The organism is Ekhidna sp. (assembly GCF_965227465.1).
In the GTDB taxonomy this organism is placed as follows: Bacteria; Bacteroidota; Bacteroidia; order Cytophagales; family Cyclobacteriaceae; genus Ekhidna.
In genome coordinates this window covers 854,537-874,709 of sequence record NZ_OZ245746.1, presented here as the reverse complement: position 1 = coordinate 874,709, position 20,173 = coordinate 854,537, and the positions used below count along the sequence as shown (strand labels likewise).

Here is a 20,173-nt window from a genome sequence, read left to right as displayed (position 1 = left end):
GTTGATTAAGTTGATTGATCAATCCCCGACACTATCGTTGGGGATTTTTTATCTTTGAAGAAATAACCCACACCCCATGAAGCTTATCCTCAACCTTCTAATAATACTTCCAGTTGTTGCACTCGCCCAGGCTCAAACAGCCGAAGAGCTCCGAACACAGGATATGAAGAAATATGCCATCGAAAGTGCAGAAATTGCCTACAAGATATCCGGAGATGCCGAAGGAGAAGAGAACATGATCTTCAAAGATTATGGATGGACCAGCCTCCGCACCCGCTCCATGACATTCGAACTCTATGGGATCAGCAGTACACAAACATTGATTGAGTTAATCGACGGAGATTTTGTTTATCGCCTGAGTGAAAATGACAGCACGTATACGATGAAAAAAGATTATAAGTGGAGTCAGCAGGCGTCCTACAAAGAACCAGATCTGGTATCAGAGGCCATCCTGTTTTCCATGGGAGGTCAGCAAACCGAGGCGGATTCTTTGCTTTTAGGCAAAACATGCCAGGTATATACTTTTGAAGGAAAAGCACTTCGGGAACTGTGGGTCTGGAAGGGGCTCGTAATGAAACGAAAAGCAAAACTGGGGGACCGATTAATTGAAACCATTGCAACCAAGGTAGAAGTTGATATCACGCCTTTGGAAGGATTATTCGAGATTCCCTCGTATTACCAAGAGAAAAAATAAATGCACAAACTATTCCTCATCATTTCCTCCATCTCCGGCTTGCTAGCCGTTGCTTTGGGAGCTTTCGGTGCGCACGCACTCAAAGACAAATTACAAGCATCAGGCACACTTGATACATTTCAAACAGCTGTCCAATATCAGTTTTATCATACATTGGCCTTGCTGGCAATAGCATTTCTTATGACCAAATACGAGAGCCTCTGGCTCAACTATGCCGGGTATAGCATGACTTTTGGTATCCTGATTTTCTCAGGATCACTTTACATCCTCTGTTTTACCGGCATGAAATGGCTGGGTGCCATTACCCCTATCGGTGGATTGCTTTTCATCCTTGGATGGGTATTTCTATTGGTGACTGCTGTAAAATCACTTTGATGAAAACTAAGGAGTGTCCGTCATGTGCTATGAAAGTAGATGCCAATAGCAAAGTGTGTCCCATTTGCCAGTATGAATTCGCCGAGTTTAGCACAAGCTATAAATGGGTCGCCATCCTGCTCATTGTGGTGATGTTACTCTATCTTTTTTTCTTTTGATAACGGTATATTTGAAAATAGACACTTAGCAAAGTGAGTGTCAGTGACATGCCCTAAAACTTGTAAATCATATCTTATTATGTGATTTGCACGCGTTTGTTGCGTTTATACAATTGTTGTAGCTAATATGAAAAATGAAATTAAGTGAAGCATTAGATTTTTTCAAAGACTTAATCGAGAAAACAAATGATAAATCTGAATCAAAAGTTTATCAGGGGTTCATTAATATACTATCGAACTTAAAAAACAGAGAATTAACTGAACAGCAATTGAATTCTATTGAGCTTAAACTAGATTCCCTGGACCTATTAGCAAACTCCGAAAACAGAAAAAAATATCTAAAAAGAAAGCTTAATGAATTTACAACATATCTAAATAAGGAATTTTCATTTATTACCGAAGGATATTACACTGGTATAGGAATGGTATATGGAATGATGTTCGGATCGGGGATGGGATTAGTATTAGGAACAGCCTTTGGGGCAGGTATCGGAACCGCTATTGGCTTATCGACAGGAACAGGTATCGGAATGGTCTTCGGAATGATGTTTGGTGCTGCAAAAGACGCTGAAGCAAAAAAGCAAAATCGAGTATTAATATAAAATACTAGCTACCACAAAAGATAAAAATGCATTAAAACTCATTTTATCAAGACGTTGGCAAGCATAAGCAATGCGCATAAAAATCCTCATAGCACTCATATCTCTAACACTTAACTGTTGTAACTCTCAAGTCAAGACATACGATTTTGGAACTTTCAAGATAACAGGGCCAAGAACTTGGCAAGTAATCGAAGTGCAGGGCATTGACTCATATGTAAAAATGTTGAGAACGTTTTAAACACCAATGGAATTATCTGTCATTCTTTTTGGAAAGGAGAAGAATCAGAATTTTTCAAAGGTCTTTTCGTGAACTATCACACTAAGCATTCATTGACGGATTTCTTTGAGAACCACTTTGAAATTATATTGATTGAAGAATATGCTGAATTTGAGGATGGAGACTCATTATTACTAATAGCGAAGAAAAAACAGGAGCCAAAACAAAGCCTAGACTGAATTAACACATAGTTTGGCTAACGTTCGTTGCGGATCTGGAATTTGATGAACGACCAGTTGAAATAGATTTCAACTACATTTTTGAGGATAAGGAGAGTAAACATGCCTCTCAAACAAAGTACAAAATGATCGCTAAAAAGAAATAGACTAAGCACATCAAACGATCTACCATCTTCAACTGATGGAATTATCACAAGAGTCCACTATTGATTAGAAATAGACGACTAGGTTCATCAACGCTTTTTTACCACTACTCCCCTTTTCAAAACGTCTGTCCCCAATAGTCGTTTAATAATCGAAACGTCTTAACTAGCCCCAATGAAATTCACACGCTCACTTTGTATTGGTATTATGCTGTTAAGCCATGCCTCCTACTCTCAAGAAAATCGCATCCATGATCTGGCTTTTTTGGTTGGGGATTGGGAGGTGAGGGAAGACAATGAAGAAAATGGTTGGTGGGAAAAAAGTGAACGAACTATCCAATATGCGCTGGATAGCACTTATCTGCAGCTGGATGCAAAAGCAATATCCTCATCTGGAAAGGAGCGTGTGTACCGCTGGTACATCCATTACAACTCAAAAGAGGAACAATTCGAGATGGTCTCCATCTTCAGCAATTGGCACAAAATACAACTGGATATTTTAAGTTGGGAAGCTCAAACACGGACACTCACCATTCAAAACAAGGCAAATTCAGAGGAATTTCACGAACGACTTGGACAATTGGTCTTCAATAAAGACTTCACTACGTACGTTTGGACTGGTGAGAATAAGTACGGAGATCCGAAAGATCCAAGCATATGGAAATACGTGGAAAAAGGGTCTAAAAAAGTGGACTAATCAACTACTCTACCACACTTACCTTCATCATATTAGTGTGACCGTGCCAGTGCTGCGGCATGGATGAGGTATTAATGAAAATGTCTCCTTTTTTAAGGTTGCCCGTTTCCACCAATTTTTTCTCAATCTCAACCAAGGTCTTATCAATGTTCTCGTGTGCATCGTAGAAAAAGGTTTTTACTCCCCAGACCAGGCACATCTGATGCAATAGCTTTTCGTTATTGGTAAACAGATAGATTTCGGCTCTTGATCGATGCATAGCAGTTCTAAATCCAGTATATCCAGATTTGGTCATGCATACCAAAGCACGCGCCTCAGTATTCTCCGCCAGTCGGCATGCTGCACGTATCAATAGGTCGTTTACTCTAGTGCTTGACTCAAATTGCTTATCGTAATATTTATTGTAAATGGAATCGGCCTCAGACTCTACCGCCATGATGGTCTCAGACATTTTCTGAACAGCCTCAACCGGAAATTTTCCGGCTGCAGATTCTGCCGAAAGCATCAACGCATCAGCCCCATCCATTACCGCATTCGCTACATCATTCGTCTCTGCTCGTGTAGGGCGCGGATTCTCGATCATGCTCTCCATCATTTGAGTTGCAATAATCACAGGCTTAGCTGCTTCATTGCATTTTAATACAATCTTCTTTTGCCACAGCGGCACCTCATGCATTGGGATTTCCACACCCAAATCTCCCCTCGCTACCATGATCCCGTCAGTCTCTGCAATGATTTCATCAATGTTTCGTAACGCCTCCGGCTTCTCAATTTTGGCAACCACCTTCGTTTCTTTTCCGGCCTCCTCTATGATTTTTTTCAATTGTCGGATATCCTCTGCCTTTCGCACAAAACTCAGTGCAATCCAGTCGATATCAAGCGAAAGGCCAAATTTTAAATCTTCCAGATCCTTTTCAGTTAGTGACGGAGCAGATACCACCGTGTCTGGCAGGTTGATGCCCTTTCTGGATTTTAAGACACCACCATGAACAACCTCTGTTACTACCTCTCCATTATCGACCGAAACCGTTTTTAACTCAATATTTCCATCATCGATCAGGATGGTATCACCAGCCTTTACATCATGCACAATTTCTTTATAGACCGTGCTGACACGTTCTGCATTCCCTTCAACCTCTTCTGTTGTAATGATCAATTGCTGACCATCGGCGATCTCTACACCACCATCCTTCATCAAACCAATTCGAATCTTAGGACCTTGTAAATCCTGCAAGATGCCAACATGATAATCTTTTTCCTTACCCACTTCTCTGATGTATTCCTTCACCTTCCGGTGATCATCATGAGAACCATGTGAAAAGTTTAACCGCAAAACATTCGCTCCAGCTTCTATCAGCTTCGTTATGGTATTCTTGTCATTACTGGCCGGGCCAAGTGTTGCGACAATTTTCGTTCTTTTAGTTATTGAACTCATAGAGAAAATGGGGTTTAATAAAGAAGGTTCTCTTTCGATTTTAAGACATCAAAGTTAAGTCGCATGGCATACTCAATGATAGGAATATCCTTGATTATTGCGCTAACGTTTTCGGAAGTGACTTCATCCGTCTGATCTCTGAATTTCAGCAGGTAGTCAAATTGTTTTAATTCGGGCATCAAAAGTTGATTTTTTTGATTTCCACTTCCCAATAAGCGGTTTTGAAGTAATTCAAATAGCAAATAATCTGTTTCATATAAATAATTTGAAATTAAAATAGACGTATGATCCGCATACTCAATCTTTATATCCTCCTGTTTAATTAGAGAAATGTCCAATGCTTGATTTAAATGCCAGGCCAGTTTGTATTCTTTTTTATTACAAACCAGACCAAACAATTCGAAATCAATTGAATAGCCACCATCTAATTTGTTTTTCTTCATATTATGTGCAAGCTAAGACCTAAATTAGCAACGAAGATGTATTGCCATACTAATTTGATTTTAGTCTGATAATATATTTCTTTGCAACTCATTTTTTAACCAAACATTACACAAAATGTCTGAAATAGCACAAAAAGTAACGTCAATCATAATTGACAAACTAGGTGTAGAAGAGTCTGAGGTTACTCCAGAGGCAAGCTTCACCAATGATTTAGGAGCTGACTCTCTTGATACCGTAGAGTTGATCATGGAATTCGAAAAAGAATTCAACATTTCTATACCTGATGACCAGGCTGAGAACATCGCCACAGTAGGTCATGCTATCTCTTATCTTGAAGAAAACGTTAAGTAATTAACCCACTTAGCTTATAAAACTTATGGAATTAAAGCGAGTCGTCGTTACCGGAATTGGTGCCCTTACCCCTTTGGGAAATACTAAAGATGAATATTGGGATTCTTTGGCCAAAGGAGTAAGCGGTGCGGCTCCAATTACTCGTTTTGATACCGAAAAGTTTCGCACAAAATTCGCCTGTGAAGTCAAAGGTTTTGAGCCTACCGACTTTCTGGATCGAAAAGAGGCGCGAAAAATGGACCCGAATACCCAATATGGGATGGTCACCGGTGAGGAAGCAATCAAAGATTCAGGAATGGATCTTGAAAGTGTAGACAAAACACGTATCGGTGTTATCTGGGGATCAGGGATTGGAGGATTTAGTACGTTTCAGGACGAAATGATCAATTTCGCCAAAGGTGACGGCACCCCTCGATTCAATCCATTCTTCGTGCCAAAAATGATTGCGGATATCACACCGGGTCTCCTTTCCATCAAATATGGATTCATGGGACCAAACTTTGCAACTGTTTCTGCGTGCGCTTCGTCAAATAACGCAATTACTGATGCCTATGCTTACATTCAGCTGGGAAAAGCAAATGCAATTCTTACAGGTGGATCAGAAGCAGGAGTCATCGCATCAGGAATTGGAGGATTTAATGCCATGAAGGCATTATCCGAAAGAAATGATTCTCCTGAGACCGCATCCCGACCTTATGATAAAGATCGGGATGGTTTTGTATTAGGTGAAGGTGCTGGAGCAATTATGCTTGAAGAACTGGAACACGCAAAAGCCAGAGGTGCCAAAATTTATGCCGAGGTACTCGGAAGCGGTATGTCTGCGGATGCCTACCACATTACCCAACCTCACCCGGAAGGAACCGGTATTGAGTTAGTAATGAGAAACGCACTTGAAGATGCAGGTCTGACAGCAGATAAGGTAGATTATCTGAATACTCATGGTACATCTACCCCACTGGGAGATGCAGGAGAGATTAAAGCAGCACAACGAGTATTCGGCGGGAACGCTGCTAAAATGAACATCAGTTCAACTAAATCAATGACCGGCCACCTGTTGGGTGCAGCTGGCGCAGTGGAATTTATCGCCTGTCTGATGGCATTGGAGAAAGGAATCATCCCTCCAACCATCAATCACTTCACGGATGATCCGGAAATAGATCCGAATCTAAACCTGACTTTTAATAAAGCACAGGAAAGAGAAGTGAACATTGCCATGAGCAACACCTTCGGATTTGGAGGACACAATACCTCCATTATCATAGGCAAATACAGCGGATAAGTGTCATCGTTTCCGAAAAGACTATCGGGCCGACTACTCAACTCCTTTAAATCTGAAAAAAACCTACGTCAATCTTTCCGGTTGATCACAGGACGTACGCCTATCAACCTGGCTTTATATAAGCAGGCGATGAGACATAGCAGCGTAGCATCTGTCAATGACCAGGGAATAAAGAATTCCTACGAAAGACTGGAATACCTGGGTGATGCCATTCTGGGTATGATTATAGCCGAATATTTGTATCGATCATACCCTTTCAAAGAGGAAGGATTTCTAACGGAAATTCGAGCGAAAATTGTCAACAGGGAATCATTAAACAGACTTGGACAGAAAATTGGTCTGAAAGAGTTGGTCCAATACAATCAGGGGTCGAGAGCTCACCGGTCTGTGTATGGAGATTGCATGGAAGCACTCATTGGAGCAGTGTATCTGGATCACGGCTTTCCGTATTGTAAAAGCTTCATTATTAAAAAGTTGATTAAACCTCACTATGATTTGGAGGAGTTGATCTCCAAAACCACCAATTTCAAAAGTCGATTACTCGAGTGGTCACAAAAAGAGAACAAAGAACTCCGTTTTGAAATTATCTCAGAGGCAGATCGGAAGTTTACCGCACAGGTTTTTCTCAATGACACCCCGATGGCTAAAGGATTTGGCTTTAGCAAGAAGAAAGCTGAACAGGATGCCGCACAGAAAACATACGAGAAGCTTAATTTAGGAGAATGAACACCTCAGCTCTCTTTTCATATTCATGAATTTATCATCTCGAACGCCTTGCCAATAACTCTTCTATTTTGTCATCTCGAACAACGACGTAGGAGGCGGAGAGATATTCCTCAATCAGTGCAATTAAAGCTTTACTTTAATAAATATTTCTCTTTAATCAGCAAAAGCTGATACATCGAAATGACATAAGACTTTTAAGCCGGAAGATGTAATGGATATTCTTTTTTATGAAAAACCGTAAGTACTTTGCAATGGTTTATTAGAAGTTAAATAATTGAAAGTAGATTTCACGCTACTTCGTGAAATCGAAATGACAATTAAATAGATGAGCCATAAATTAAAACTCGCAGGCGCATGTCTCAATCAGACACCCATTGATTGGGAAAATAACCTTCGCAACATAAGGTCAGCAATCACACAGGCCAAAGATGAAGGAGTGGATTTACTATGCTTGCCTGAGCTTTGCATCACGGGGTATGGATGCGAAGACCTGTTTCTGAGTCAGTGGCTGCCTGAAAAAGCAACAGAAAAACTCATTGAAATACTCCCCCATACAAAAGACATTGCAGTTACAATCGGCCTACCGATTCGGTTCAACAACCAAATATATAATACCACCTGCTTGATTACAGATGGTACAATTACCGGATTCTATGCCAAACAAAAGCTGGCCAATGACGGGGTTCATTACGAATCTCGTTGGTTTACCCCATGGCCATCTCAAAAAATAGACACCATCCAGGTCGATGGAAATGAATATTCGATAGGTCATATCACCGTTGATTATAAAGGCATCACCATTGGTTTTGAAATATGTGAAGATGCATGGGTGACCGATCGCCCATGTGAACACCTAAAAACTAAAGTTGACCTAATCCTTAACCCAAGTGCTTCTCATTTTGCATTTGGTAAATCTGAATTCAGAGAAGATTTAGTAATTAAAAGCTCAAAACAATTTGATTGTGTATACCTATATGCCAACCTGCTTGGTAATGAGGCCGGTCGTATGATCTACGATGGCGATGTACTCATCGCGCAAAAAGGGAAACTAATAGGACGAAATCATCGGTTATGGTTTCACGATTTCAGACTTCTCGAAGTTGAGGTAGACTTTGGTAATCATACTGCTACTGAAAACATTAAACCACATTACAGCGATCGAAAGGAAGAATTTTCGCATGCTGCCGGGCTGGCACTGTTTGATTATTGCAGGAAAAGTAGAAGCAAAGGCTTTGTGCTTTCATTAAGTGGTGGTGCCGATTCCAGTACAATCGCGACACTGATCAGCTTTGCAGTGAGAACTGCACTGGAACAGCGAGGCAAGGAAGGATTAGAAGATAAACTAGGTTTCAAACTGGAAGGAGAAACACCTGAAGCTATTACGCAACAACTTTTGACCACCGCATATCAAGCCACCAAAAACTCCTCAGAAGCTACGTTCAATTCTGCAAAAAACCTGGCAGAGAGTATTGGCGCAACATTTTACAACTGGGACATTGACGCAGAAGTCGATCAGTATCGTTCCACCATTGAGCAGGCAATAGGCAGGAAACTCACCTGGGAACAGGACGATATTACGCTGCAAAACATTCAGGCCAGGACTCGATCTCCAATTATTTGGATGCTGGCAAATCTGGAAAACAAGTTGCTGATGGCCACCTCCAACCGCAGTGAAGGTGATGTGGGTTATGCAACGATGGATGGTGACACCAGTGGCAGTATCTCCCCTATCGCCGGGGTGGATAAGCATTTTGTGTTACAGTGGCTGCAATATGCGGAGCACCAGCTTGGCTTTAGTGGCCTAAAAGAAGTAAACAGCCTCACCCCCACCGCGGAGCTTCGTCCGGAGGACCAGCATCAGACAGATGAAGATGATTTAATGCCGTACGAAGTACTGATGAAAATTGAGCGTGAAGCCATCCTGCATGGCAAGGCACCTAAGCAGGTATTTGATTCACTCAAAAGTGATTATGAGCACAAGAAGCTGAAAGACTGGATTAAGAAATTTTTCAGACTTTGGACCCGCAACCAATGGAAGCGCGAGCGCTACGCACCCAGCTTTCATTTCGATGATTTCAATATCGATCCTCGCTCCTGGTATCGCTTCCCGATTTTGAGTGGTGGATATCTGGAAGAATTGGAGAAGCTTTAGCTGTACCGCAGAAGCTTAAATGTCTTTTTTACTAATTTTCCATTTAAGAACTAATACTCACTACACCGAAAGATTTGCACGGGTTTGTGGCGTTTATATTATAGTTAGCATTCATTAGATGAAATTATCCCGACAGTCAAAGATGAATCTCAGCAAGGTAGCCATAATTACTATTGGTTACATTCTGCTAAATATTTTCATCTTTTTTTTCATTTATACGTCAATCAATTCCCCATATTCCCTAGGTCCATCACCTCAATTCAACGTTAGCACTTATTTTCTAACAACCATATTAATCGGGCTAATTGCTGGGGTGCTTGGTGGGGTCTTGCTTGTTTGGGTTAATAGCCAATTGTTCCGTAGGCGATCTTTCAAATTCGCTATGCTCACTACGCTCATAGCTTATGTCTTGATTTTTGTCCTCGTTTCTTTGGTAGCCTCATTAGCAATGTTGATAGGAGAATATGGACTACTGGGAATTTCGTTTGGCGCCATGAAAACGACTTTAGGGTTCGTTCTTAATCCGACTTTAATTGTAAATTTTATTTTGTGGGGTACTATCACACTTTTAACTCTTTTCTTATTACAAGTCAATGATAAATTTGGCCCTGGTATATTATTAAAATTCCTCGCAGGAAATTACCACCAACCGAAAAAAGAAGAAAGAATTTTTATGTTTATGGACATGCGTTCTTCAACTACTATTGCTGAGAAAATAGGCAATGAGAAATACTTTAATTTACTGAATGATGTATTTGCTGACATCACCAATACGATTCTTAACAATGATGGCGAAATATATCAATATGTTGGAGATGAAATTGTAATCTCATGGTCGATTAAAAAGGGCATTCGAAATGCGAATTGTCTTCGGTGCTTCACTGAGATTCAGCAAAGACTTACTGATTTAGGGCCGATCTACGAAAAGAAATATGAGGTCATTCCAGAATTCAAGGCAGGTCTTCATTATGGCCTTGTCATGGCAGGTGAAATTGGTATCATAAAGAAGGATATCATCTATTCAGGAGATGTACTAAATACTACGGCTCGAATCCAAGAAAAATGTAATCACTACAGGGTAGACATCTTGCTTTCTAAGGAGACCTTTGATCTTATTTCTGATACTGACGGATTTAAACTAATACCTTTAGGAAGTATAGAATTAAGAGGGAAGAAAAGAAAAATAGAGTTAAACACGATTAGTACTTATTAAAAAATGAAACGATTAACCAAACTTATCGAACGGAACATATCAGGAAAAAAGGTCTTAGGATTTTTTGTTCTGACAAATATCGTTTACTCCTTTATGCTAACTGTTACAATTCCCCGAACAATGAATTTCTCGAACGGAATGAAATTGTTAGATATGATGCCAACAGGATATGAATTGAATTATGTTAGAGAACTATTCAACTCGCTAGGAAAAGTTGGACGTGCGACTTATTTAACAAATCAAATACCTGTGGATATGATTTATCCGCTACTTTTCGCACTGACTTACTGTTTGCTTTTAGGATATTTTCTAAAAAAAATAAATAAACTAAATACCCAATTTGCTTATCTATGCCTACTGCCTATAATTGCAGGAATTGCAGATTATTTAGAGAATTTCGGAATAATCACAATGTTGAAAAGCTATCCTGACCTTACAGAAATTGCAGTAAAAACAACTAGTACTTTTTCTCTCATAAAAAGTATTTCAACAAGCGTTTATTTTATTGCCCTGATTATAGTTCTAGTAATATTAGGTTTTAAAGCCATAAATAGAAAAAAACAAATGCTAACAATAGATAAATAAACATAGGGCTGATCTGCAATCTGAAAATTCATAGGATTTAAGTAAGACCGCTAAGTAAAATATTAATTTTAAAATCGATCTTGGCTCGTAGGTTAAGGAAAGCAAAGTGGTATTTAATCCCTACATTTTTTATTAAGACGTTAGATGCAATTAGAGCAACTATTAGAATTTCCTTCACACTTAGCACTAGCTTATGGTTGTTCTCAATTACCTTTTAAGCCTATTCAAATTTTGTATATTGTTTAGCTAAAACTCAAAGAATGGTACTAAGAAAAATTATTGGAACAGTATTCACTCTTGTAGCACTAATTACTCTTGGTATTTTTATTACCAGAACTGAATTTACTATTCAACTCCAAGTTTGGATGAGCTTCAATTATTATATTCAGTTTTCTCTATATGTTATTAGCATTATGCTCTTTTATAGCGGAGTGTATGTATTGAGAAGAGATCAGAAATCGAATTTCGCGATGGCGATTTTTGGCTATACGATTTTCGAAATAACTGCTTTGGATTGGATGGGAATATTATCCAATAATCTAAGTACTTTCACCACCATACTGTTTGTATGTTGTGCTATCGTGGCACTTTGGGTTGCTCATGCAAATCCATTTACTTTAAGGAAATTGTCTTTGAAGGAAATCCTAATAAGCGTTTTTATCGGAGCATTGGAGAGCTTACTACTATATTATTTACAGTTTAATTAGCAGATATGGAGTAAGCTGCTGACAAACGCTAAAAAATCCTTAGTCATTCCTGAGCTATTTGTGAAAAGTGCCTGATTCGGATAGCTTTATAAAGAAATTGCAACGGTCAGCCTACGGATTTAACTAAGAGTTGCAGCCAATCTAAAATCTAAATGAAGAGCGTATTAGTTAGCACAATAATCTGTTGCATTTCATTGCATTTCTTACATGCTCAGGATTTCGGAGATTATCCTAAGATCAAGAAAGAAAAGCTGTTAAATGACCTTGAAATTCTTTATCAGGGATTGGATAAATTTCATTCCGGGATGTATTGGTACACACCAAAAGATAGTGTAGATAGGGCTTTTCAGCAGGTTAGAAATAAAATAACCAATGATTTAAATGTGCTTGAGTTCCATAAACTCATAGCACCTCTAGTCGCACTTTCACGAGAAGATCACACGGATATATATCTTTCTGAAATCACAAGGGAAAAACTAAAAACCGAAGCGAGATATTTGCCTTTAATCTTTGTCTTCTTAGGTGAAGAACTTTACTGCACTAAAAACGCTTCCGATTTTCAAGCTTTACCCCTGGAAGGAAAACAGGTAGCATCTATAAATGGTGAGACACCAAGAACCATCGTAAATAAAATCGGAAATCTTTTTGCATCGGATGGATATATTAAAGCAGTAAAATACAGCGATTTAAGTGGCTTTAGTTTTTCCAGATACTACTTCTATTACTATGGTTTGTCAGACCAATTTGAAATTAAGTTTAAAGAAATTAAGGAGCCAATAATAATTGAAGGCTTGAGTCTTAATGACATCAATAAGCAGCTAAGAAGTAGATACCAGAAGAGCCAAAATCCGGGGAAGAAAGATATACTAGAATACAAATTACTTACAGATTCAATTGCCTACTTAGGTATTCATTCCTTTGATAATGGAGATATAAGAAAGGAATCAGAAGAAAAGAATCTCAAATCCTTTCTCAAAAATAGTTTTAAATCCATAGATGACAATAGAATAAAAACACTTGTCATAGACGTAAGCGAAAATACCGGCGGAAATGAAGGAAATGAAGGTTTATTGTATTCTTACTTTGGAAACAACTATCAAAAATACAGGACGGTAAGAGTAAAAACACAAAAGGCTATTTTAGACAATGGTGTAGATAAACCAATTAAACTCAAAGCACTTGGCATTTTGGAAAGAGTACTTGTTAACAAAAAGAACAAAGACGGTTCTTTAGAGAGAAAAGAAGGAATTGGACACGGTTTAATGGCGTATAAAAAAGAACCTAGCCACAAATTCTCTGGTGAAACTTACGTGATTATTGGTCCTGTTACTTATTCCGGAGGAAGTGAATTTAGTAACATGGTTTACACCAATGATTTGGCAACTTTTGTTGGACAGGAAACTGGTGGTGGATATTTGGGTAACACAAGCGGCTACAGTAAAAAACTAGTTTTGCCAAATTCAAAAATCGAGATTTATATTCCGGCTTTACAATTTGTCATGAATGTAGATCCCAAACTGCCCTTTGGTAGTGGAGTTATACCACACCATGAAGTCATACCCACATTTGAGTCGTATATAAAAGGAGAAAATGCACCTCTGAAATATATTTTGGAGAAACTTGAAAATGAAGAATAACTGGTTTAGCATAATGAATAAATAACAGCTGGTTTCTGCTAATCGGTATTTTTAGTAGCTTATCAATAAACTTCCTATCTTCATCCAAATCATAATCCCATGAGATACCTAACCATCCTTTCCCTTGCGCTCCTAATTGCATGTACACCAGATACAAAAAAAGAAGAAACCGAATCAACTCCGCTTACCAAAGTTCAGCTGACTACCACCAAAGGTGAAATTGTCATGCAGCTCTATAATGAGACGCCCTTACATCGCGACAACTTTATCAAAATTGTTGAGGATGGGGTATTAGATAGCGTGCTTTTTCACCGGGTCATTGAAAACTTTATGATTCAGGGTGGAGATACCAACAGCAAGGCTGCACAGCCTGGTGATACCTTAGGAAATGGTGACCTTCCGTACACCGTTCCAGCGGAATTCGCATCGAATCTATTTCACAAGAAAGGTGTTTTGGCTGCAGCAAGAGGAAATCACCCGGACCGTGTTTCCAGTAGTACCCAGTTTTACATTGTCCAGGGTAAGGTATTTAACGACAGCCTGCTCAATCAGGCCGAAACACGCATCAATGGCTGGCTGGCAGAATATTATGTCAAACATGATTCAGCGTATAGTGCCGATCTTGATTCATTGATGCAAGCACTGGAAACTGAAGATTGGCCGACAGCCAGTCGTATCAACCAACGATTCAGAAGACTGGGAGAAGACTATGAAAATTTTGAACGTTATGAGATTCCCGCAGAACATCGGGAAGTTTATAAGACCCTGGGTGGTACTCCACACCTGGATCAAAACTATACGGTCTTTGGAGAGGTGGTTTCCGGTTTAGCTGTAGTGGACTCAATAGCTGCAGTACAAACCAACGATCTGGATCGACCAAAAGAAGATGTACGCATACTTCGAGCGGTAATACAAAAGGAATAGTTACTCAACCGGATCATATCCACTTCCTCCCCATGGGTGGCACCTCCCGATACGTTTCAAACCCATCCAAAGTCCTTTAAGTCCATATTTCTGGATGGCTTCCTTCGTGTATTGTGAACAAGTCGGAGTATACCGACAGGAATTGGGGAACAGTGGAGATATCGAATACTGATAAACCAAAACTGGGAAAATGAGTATTTTCTTTAGGATGCGACTCACCCTGCAAAAGTATCATCCAAAACTTGCACACCCAGCAAAAAATCGTTCTGTTTGTTGGTTATGAATACCGGGACGGATATTTATTAAGCTCAATGCACCGACTCCTTAAAACATGTTTTTTCAGTTTGCTCTTCTCGCTCTGCACCGTTGCAGAAGCACAGAATATTGATTCTACCACATCGATTCAGGTTTCTGAGATCATCATTGAAGGCAACTTTAAGACAAAGCCTCAAATCATCACTCGCGAACTATCATTTGAGAAAGGAGCTACTTATAAGCGGTACCAACTGGACAGCATGTTTGTTTGGGATCGAAATCGCATCTACAACACCAACCTCTTCAATGAGGTCAAAATGGATTTAGTCACCAATGAAGATGGAAGTACAGATGTAAAGATCCTGGTGGATGAAAGATGGTACTTCTACCCTTTTCCCATCTTCAGATTGACCGACCGAAACTTTAATGATTGGTGGGTCAACCGCGATCGGGACCTGAGTAGAGTCAACTATGGGCTTAAGCTTACTCAATATAATTTCCGGGGAAGAAATGAAGTACTTCGCTTGTGGCTTCAAACGGGTTTTGAAACCGTACTCAACCTGTATTATCAGATTCCCTACATCGATAAGAAACAAAGAAACGGACTACTATTTAGCTCCAGCTACTTTGAGGCTAAAAACGTACCGGTTACTACCATTGAAAACATTCGGCGTTTCACTTCTTCACGCGAACAAGTGCTACGAAGAGCTTATACTAATTCCGTGGTGCATTCGTATCGCAGCTCTTTTTATTCCTTTCACCGTACCAGCCTTTCACACCTCCGAGTGGATGTAGCCGATACGGTTGCGAATATCAACCCAAACTACCTGGGGGACAGTCAAACTCAGCAGCAATACCTATCCCTGGGATATTCGTATACATGGGATAAACGAAATAACCGGAACTACCCGACTAAAGGTGAGTGGTACCGAGCAAGCCTGACCAAGTTTGGATTAGGCATCTATGATGATGGGGTAGATTATTGGAGCGCCAGAATTAAACTTACCAAATATTGGGAATTGAAAGACAACTTCTTCTTGGTAAGTAACCTTTCACTTATGGGCACCACCAATGCGGCTGAAAGAAGCTATTTCAACTACCATTCCATTGGATTTTTAAAAGAGGTGATCCGTGGGTACGATCTGAGACTGATTGAGGCCAGCTCCTATGTGCTGCAGCGAAATGAGTTTAAACATCAACTTTTTGGTCGCAAGTATGATATCAGCAAGGCCATGCCTGTCCGGCAATTCCAGACTTTTCCTATTTTCATTTATGGGAAAATCTTCTTTGATCAGGGGTATGCAGAAGGTTACCCCGATTATGAAGGAAGTGCTCCCCTTACAGACAAGTATATATACAGTGCAGGTGCAGGAATAGACCTGGTACTCGTCAATGACATCACCTTCCGTTTTGAGTTCTCAAGAAATGGTGAGGAAGAAACCAACTTTTTCATCAATGTCCTTTCCCTATTCTGAGTTAGAAGTCAATTTATCCTATACCTCCTGACCGAATGACATTCGGATAGACCGAGTATGTCTTTTTGTTTCTTTCCTCAGCGATTATTTGGTAGATTTCTACCTAATTCGAACCAAAATACTAAACCCATGATTCGTACACTCACCATTTTTGCACTCCTACTATCTGTTTCAGTTTTTGCTCAGGATCGCACCCTCCCGGCAGACGAGACAATCGAAACCAATCACTCGGTAACGATCAAAGGAAAGTCTGTCGCTTATAAAGCAACAACTGGTACTCAACCTGTCTGGAATGATGATGGAAAAGCAATTGCTGCGGTGCATTATACCTATTATGAGCGCACAGACATAAAGAATAAAGCAAATCGTCCGCTGTTGATATCATTCAATGGTGGTCCGGGATCAGCTTCCGTGTGGATGCACCTGGCCTACACAGGACCTAAAATCTTAAAAGTGGATGACGAAGGGTTCCCTGTTCAGCCATATGGAGTGAAAGACAATCCAAACTCTGTGTTGGACATGGCTGATATCGTCTTTGTAAATCCAGTAAATACCGGCTATTCACGTATCCTTGACAAAGAAAATACGGATCGGGGGTTCTTTTTTGGTGTAAACGAGGATATCTCATACCTGGCAGAATGGATCAACACATTCGTATCTCGTGTAAACCGCTGGGAATCTCCTAAATATTTGATAGGTGAAAGTTACGGTACCACACGAGTGTCCGGTCTTGCCTTAGAACTTCAAAATAGGCAATGGATGTATCTGAATGGAGTGATTTTAGTGTCGCCTACGGAGTTGGGCATACACAGTGGACAAGGGCGTAGAGATGGACCATTGGGTGCCGCTTTGCGGGTTCCTTATTTTGCAGCTGCTGCCTGGTACCATAAAAAACTGCCCGCAGACTTACAGAGCAAGGATCTTTTGGAAGTGCTGGATGAAATTGAAACATATTCAGTACAAGAACTAATGCCAACTTTAGCCAAAGGTGGTTTCGCCAGCATGGAAGAGAAAAAAGAAGCGGCTAGGGTGATGGCTCGTTATTCGGGCATTTCAGAAAAAGTCATTCTTCAGTACAACCTGGATGTACCTACCTCATTTTTCTGGAAGGAACTCTTAAGAGATGAGGGATACACAGTCGGTCGGCTTGACTCCAGATACAAAGGAATCGATCGGACAGAAGGAGGAGATCGTCCGGATTTTAATTCCGAGCTAACCAGTTGGCTACATGCCTTTACTCCTGCTATCAATTATTACTACAAGAATGTGTTAAAGTATGACACAGACATCAAATACAACATGTTTGGATCGGTTTATCCGTGGAATAGAGATGGCAACAATACTGGAGAGAACTTGAGACAAGCTATGGCTCAGAACCCATACCTCCACACGATGATTCAAAGTGGATACTACGATGGTGCCACCAAGTATTTCGATGCTAAATATACCATGTGGCAAATAGACCCGAGTGGAAAAATGAGAGATCGACTATCCTTCAAAGGGTACAGAAGTGGCCATATGATGTACTTAAGAAACGAGGACCTCATTAGCAGCAATGATCATTTAAGGGAGTTTATTCAAAAAACTTTACCTGGAGACAAGTCTGCTAAGTATGAATGAGCAATTTAACGATCAATACTAGCGTTGCTGAATTAGATGAAAATTAAGTATGCCTTTTATGTAATCGTTCTAATATCGAGTGTTTTTTCATCCGCACAAAGCGCTCCAAACATTCAGGCGGTAAGCATTGAAAACGATACTGATTTTACCGGTTTCGACCTGATTGAAATTGATAGCAATCAATTGTTCGTTCTGGCAGAGCATTGGCATAACATCAGAACGGTTCCCAAGGCAACCCTAAAGGCTCTCCGTTACCTTCATCAGAAAGCCAATGTACGCATCCTGGCTATCGAACAAGGGGCAAGTGCTGCACACATGATTAATGATTACCTGGCTACCGGGGATACCATTAAGCTTCGACAAATTGTTAGAAATACGTTGTTTTGGGGTAAAGAAAATTGGGAGTTTTTCGAAAATTTAAGAGCCTTCAACCTCACACTTCCTGCTGATGATCAAATTTTTGTCAGGAGTATTGATATCGAATACAAAATGGCTTCAGCCATATTTGTAATCAATGAGCTGATTGGTGAAAAAGAGATACCTCCATCGCTTCAGGAAACCCTGGGTGTTTTTCGGCAAATCTTTCAAAATACGAGGGAGCACCGGGAAAGCTATGAGGGACTATCAGTCATGTATTATTATGATCGAGATTTGGTAGAGCAATTGGTATTGACTTCCATAGATGATGTGGAACGTAAGAGTGAAGCATACACCGAATTTTTCGGCAATGACTTTGTCCAATTTGCCACCATGATTCTGGAAATGGATGATGGATTAACCTTTGATTACACCAATCCAAACAACAATTACAAATTCAGGGATCGATTGATCTATAAAAAATTCATATCGTTGAATGAAGAATATCCTGATAAAGGGATTTTGTGCGTAATCGGAATGAGGCATGCAACCAAAGGCTCTTCTATTTACAAACTGGATAAACTAACTTTTTCTCCTTTACATGGCAAAGTATCAATCATTAAAACCTCAGCGCTATTTAACAAACTCATTATATCCAGTGATCTGAAAAGATTTAATTATAACTATCCGGGGCTACTCAAGACCAATGCTGCCACCTTAATTAAGCATACAGATGATGACGCTGCTTTAAAGTCAAATAAAGACTTTGACTACACGCTTTTTATCAACAGTAGCGGTGAACTCACTCCCTTTGATAAGTTGTATAAGAAGGAATATGGCGAGTAATCATACTGCTGCTCTGCGCAGACGATCGTTAATTGCTTTACCCAACCCTTCTTTTGGGAGAAATTCGGTAAGAATAACTTCTATATGTGGTTGATCCATTTTACGAAGCGCAGCAAAAATATTTCTGGCTGCCTCATCAATATCTCCGTTTGAAGAAAGGACTGTCTGATTACCGTCCGGAACGTCATACCGCTTATTAAAGGATAGAATTCCTGTAGTCATCTTATCAAGCCCCTTCAAATTCTCCTTGATATCACCAATAATCATTTTTCTTCCCGGGGAGTAGTGAGACTTAAGCATTCCCGGCGCAGCTGGGTTGGAGCTTTCGTTTACTTGAATTTTCACCGGGCCAATAAGCTTTTCAATTTCTTCTACCTTGGTTCCACCCAATCGATAAATTATTACTTCGTCGTTCTCAAAACCAACAATTGTTGACTCTAAACCTACCTTGCAAGGACCTCCGTCCAGGATATAAGGAATTTTATCTCCCAGCTGATCCTGAACGTGTTGAGCAGTTGTCGGCGACACATAACCAAAAGGGTTAGCACTAGGGGCTGCCAGTGGAAAATCAAGCTTTGACAGCAGTTGTTTTGTCAATGGATGATTAGGTATGCGTATAGCTATCCTGGATAGTCCTGAAGTCAACAAGTCAGGTACGTTTAACTTTTTCTCCAGTAAAATGGTCAATGGACCCGGCCAAAAGTGTTTTGCAAGAGTTGCTGCTTTTTCAGGAATATTTTTTACGAGATCTTCAACCTTTTCGAGTGAATCGGTGTGGGCTATTAAGGGGTCAAATTTAGGCCTATTCTTTGCCGAATAAATTTGAAGTATTGCATCTTCATTGAGGGCATTCCCAGCTAGCCCGTATACTGTTTCCGTAGGAATTCCAATGATCTCCCCTGCGTTTAGCAACTCCGCTGCTTTTTCGATATTTAATCCTATTTCGGCCAATTCTGCTTAATAATTCTGCAAAGATGAATGAAGCGGTTCAATTTGCCATGTCACTTTGAAATACTTATTTTAGTTGAAAACCAAAGAAATG

21 protein-coding genes are annotated in these 20,173 nt (G+C 40.0%); 17 read left to right on the top strand and 4 right to left on the bottom strand.

Features of this window, described 5'->3' with window-relative positions; translation table 11 throughout:
- Positions 1–76: 76 nt before the first annotated feature.
- The 5 genes from ACO05G_RS04045 (at position 77) to ACO05G_RS04025 (ending at position 3,125) form a co-directional block, all read left to right on the top strand.
- Positions 77–694: a hypothetical protein gene (locus tag ACO05G_RS04045; protein ID WP_421764802.1), complete on the top strand. Its 618-nt coding sequence runs from the start codon at positions 77–79 to the stop codon at positions 692–694.
- Positions 695–1,069, top strand: coding sequence for a DUF423 domain-containing protein (locus tag ACO05G_RS04040; RefSeq protein WP_421764800.1), 375 nt, complete (start codon positions 695–697; stop codon positions 1,067–1,069). It abuts the gene before it with no gap.
- Positions 1,069–1,227, top strand: a complete 159-nt coding sequence (locus ACO05G_RS04035; protein WP_421764799.1) for a zinc ribbon domain-containing protein — start codon at positions 1,069–1,071, stop codon at positions 1,225–1,227. The genes ACO05G_RS04040 and ACO05G_RS04035 overlap by 1 nt, the downstream gene beginning before the upstream one ends.
- A 134-nt stretch (positions 1,228–1,361) precedes the next feature.
- Positions 1,362–1,829, top strand: coding sequence for a hypothetical protein (locus ACO05G_RS04030; protein ID WP_421764798.1), 468 nt, complete (start codon positions 1,362–1,364; stop codon positions 1,827–1,829).
- Positions 1,830–2,603: 774 nt separating this feature from the next.
- A complete protein-coding gene (locus ACO05G_RS04025) occupies positions 2,604–3,125 on the top strand; it encodes a hypothetical protein (RefSeq protein WP_421764797.1) in 522 nt (173 codons plus the stop codon).
- A gap of 4 nt (positions 3,126–3,129) precedes the next feature.
- Here the strand turns inward: ACO05G_RS04025 and pyk are convergent, their stop codons facing one another.
- Together pyk and ACO05G_RS04015 are read right to left on the bottom strand one after the other, a co-directional pair.
- Positions 3,130–4,560, bottom strand: a complete 1,431-nt coding sequence (pyk, locus tag ACO05G_RS04020; protein ID WP_421764796.1) for a pyruvate kinase — start codon at positions 4,558–4,560, stop codon at positions 3,130–3,132.
- Positions 4,561–4,574: 14 nt separating this feature from the next.
- Positions 4,575–5,003, bottom strand: a complete 429-nt coding sequence (locus tag ACO05G_RS04015; RefSeq protein ID WP_348284989.1) for an IPExxxVDY family protein — start codon at positions 5,001–5,003, stop codon at positions 4,575–4,577.
- Positions 5,004–5,118: 115 nt separating this feature from the next.
- Between ACO05G_RS04015 and ACO05G_RS04010 the strand changes: the two genes are divergently transcribed.
- The 9 genes from ACO05G_RS04010 (at position 5,119) to ACO05G_RS03970 (ending at position 14,578) form a co-directional block, all read left to right on the top strand.
- Positions 5,119–5,355, top strand: coding sequence for an acyl carrier protein (locus tag ACO05G_RS04010; protein ID WP_089358163.1), 237 nt, complete (start codon positions 5,119–5,121; stop codon positions 5,353–5,355).
- Positions 5,356–5,380: 25 nt separating this feature from the next.
- Complete coding sequence (fabF, locus tag ACO05G_RS04005; protein ID WP_421764795.1) at positions 5,381–6,634, top strand: beta-ketoacyl-ACP synthase II; 1,254 nt, start codon at positions 5,381–5,383, stop codon at positions 6,632–6,634.
- Positions 6,635–6,715: 81 nt separating this feature from the next.
- The gene (gene rnc, locus ACO05G_RS04000; protein ID WP_421764794.1) at positions 6,716–7,360 is read left to right on the top strand and encodes a ribonuclease III; all 645 of its coding nucleotides are present in this window, start codon (positions 6,716–6,718) and stop codon (positions 7,358–7,360) included.
- Between the two features lie 325 nt (positions 7,361–7,685).
- Positions 7,686–9,512: an NAD(+) synthase gene (gene nadE, locus ACO05G_RS03995; protein ID WP_421764793.1), complete on the top strand. Its 1,827-nt coding sequence runs from the start codon at positions 7,686–7,688 to the stop codon at positions 9,510–9,512.
- Between the two features lie 382 nt (positions 9,513–9,894).
- A complete protein-coding gene (locus ACO05G_RS03990) occupies positions 9,895–10,725 on the top strand; it encodes an adenylate/guanylate cyclase domain-containing protein (RefSeq protein WP_421764792.1) in 831 nt (276 codons plus the stop codon).
- Between the two features lie 3 nt (positions 10,726–10,728).
- Positions 10,729–11,310 (top strand): hypothetical protein, encoded by a 582-nt coding sequence (locus tag ACO05G_RS03985; RefSeq protein WP_421764791.1) that lies wholly within the window; start codon positions 10,729–10,731, stop codon positions 11,308–11,310.
- A gap of 260 nt (positions 11,311–11,570) precedes the next feature.
- Complete coding sequence (locus ACO05G_RS03980; RefSeq protein ID WP_421764790.1) at positions 11,571–12,017, top strand: hypothetical protein; 447 nt, start codon at positions 11,571–11,573, stop codon at positions 12,015–12,017.
- Between the two features lie 305 nt (positions 12,018–12,322).
- Complete coding sequence (locus ACO05G_RS03975) at positions 12,323–13,654, top strand: S41 family peptidase (protein WP_421764789.1); 1,332 nt, start codon at positions 12,323–12,325, stop codon at positions 13,652–13,654.
- 99 nt (positions 13,655–13,753) lie between these two features.
- Complete coding sequence (locus ACO05G_RS03970) at positions 13,754–14,578, top strand: peptidylprolyl isomerase (protein ID WP_421764788.1); 825 nt, start codon at positions 13,754–13,756, stop codon at positions 14,576–14,578.
- Here the strand turns inward: ACO05G_RS03970 and yidD are convergent, their stop codons facing one another.
- Complete coding sequence (gene yidD, locus ACO05G_RS03965; protein ID WP_348284980.1) at positions 14,579–14,797, bottom strand: membrane protein insertion efficiency factor YidD; 219 nt, start codon at positions 14,795–14,797, stop codon at positions 14,579–14,581.
- 92 nt (positions 14,798–14,889) lie between these two features.
- Here yidD and ACO05G_RS03960 point away from each other — a divergent pair, with 92 nt between their 5' ends.
- The 3 genes from ACO05G_RS03960 (at position 14,890) to ACO05G_RS03950 (ending at position 19,131) form a co-directional block, all read left to right on the top strand.
- Positions 14,890–16,308 (top strand): BamA/TamA family outer membrane protein, encoded by a 1,419-nt coding sequence (locus tag ACO05G_RS03960; protein WP_421764787.1) that lies wholly within the window; start codon positions 14,890–14,892, stop codon positions 16,306–16,308.
- A 129-nt stretch (positions 16,309–16,437) separates the two neighbouring features.
- Positions 16,438–17,928 (top strand): S10 family peptidase, encoded by a 1,491-nt coding sequence (locus ACO05G_RS03955; RefSeq protein ID WP_421764786.1) that lies wholly within the window; start codon positions 16,438–16,440, stop codon positions 17,926–17,928.
- A 36-nt stretch (positions 17,929–17,964) separates the two neighbouring features.
- Positions 17,965–19,131: a hypothetical protein gene (locus tag ACO05G_RS03950; protein WP_421764785.1), complete on the top strand. Its 1,167-nt coding sequence runs from the start codon at positions 17,965–17,967 to the stop codon at positions 19,129–19,131.
- Here ACO05G_RS03950 and ACO05G_RS03945 read toward each other — a convergent pair whose 3' ends face one another.
- The gene (locus ACO05G_RS03945) at positions 19,132–20,082 is read right to left on the bottom strand and encodes an L-threonylcarbamoyladenylate synthase (RefSeq protein WP_421764784.1); all 951 of its coding nucleotides are present in this window, start codon (positions 20,080–20,082) and stop codon (positions 19,132–19,134) included.
- Between the last annotated feature and the right edge of the window lie 91 nt (positions 20,083–20,173).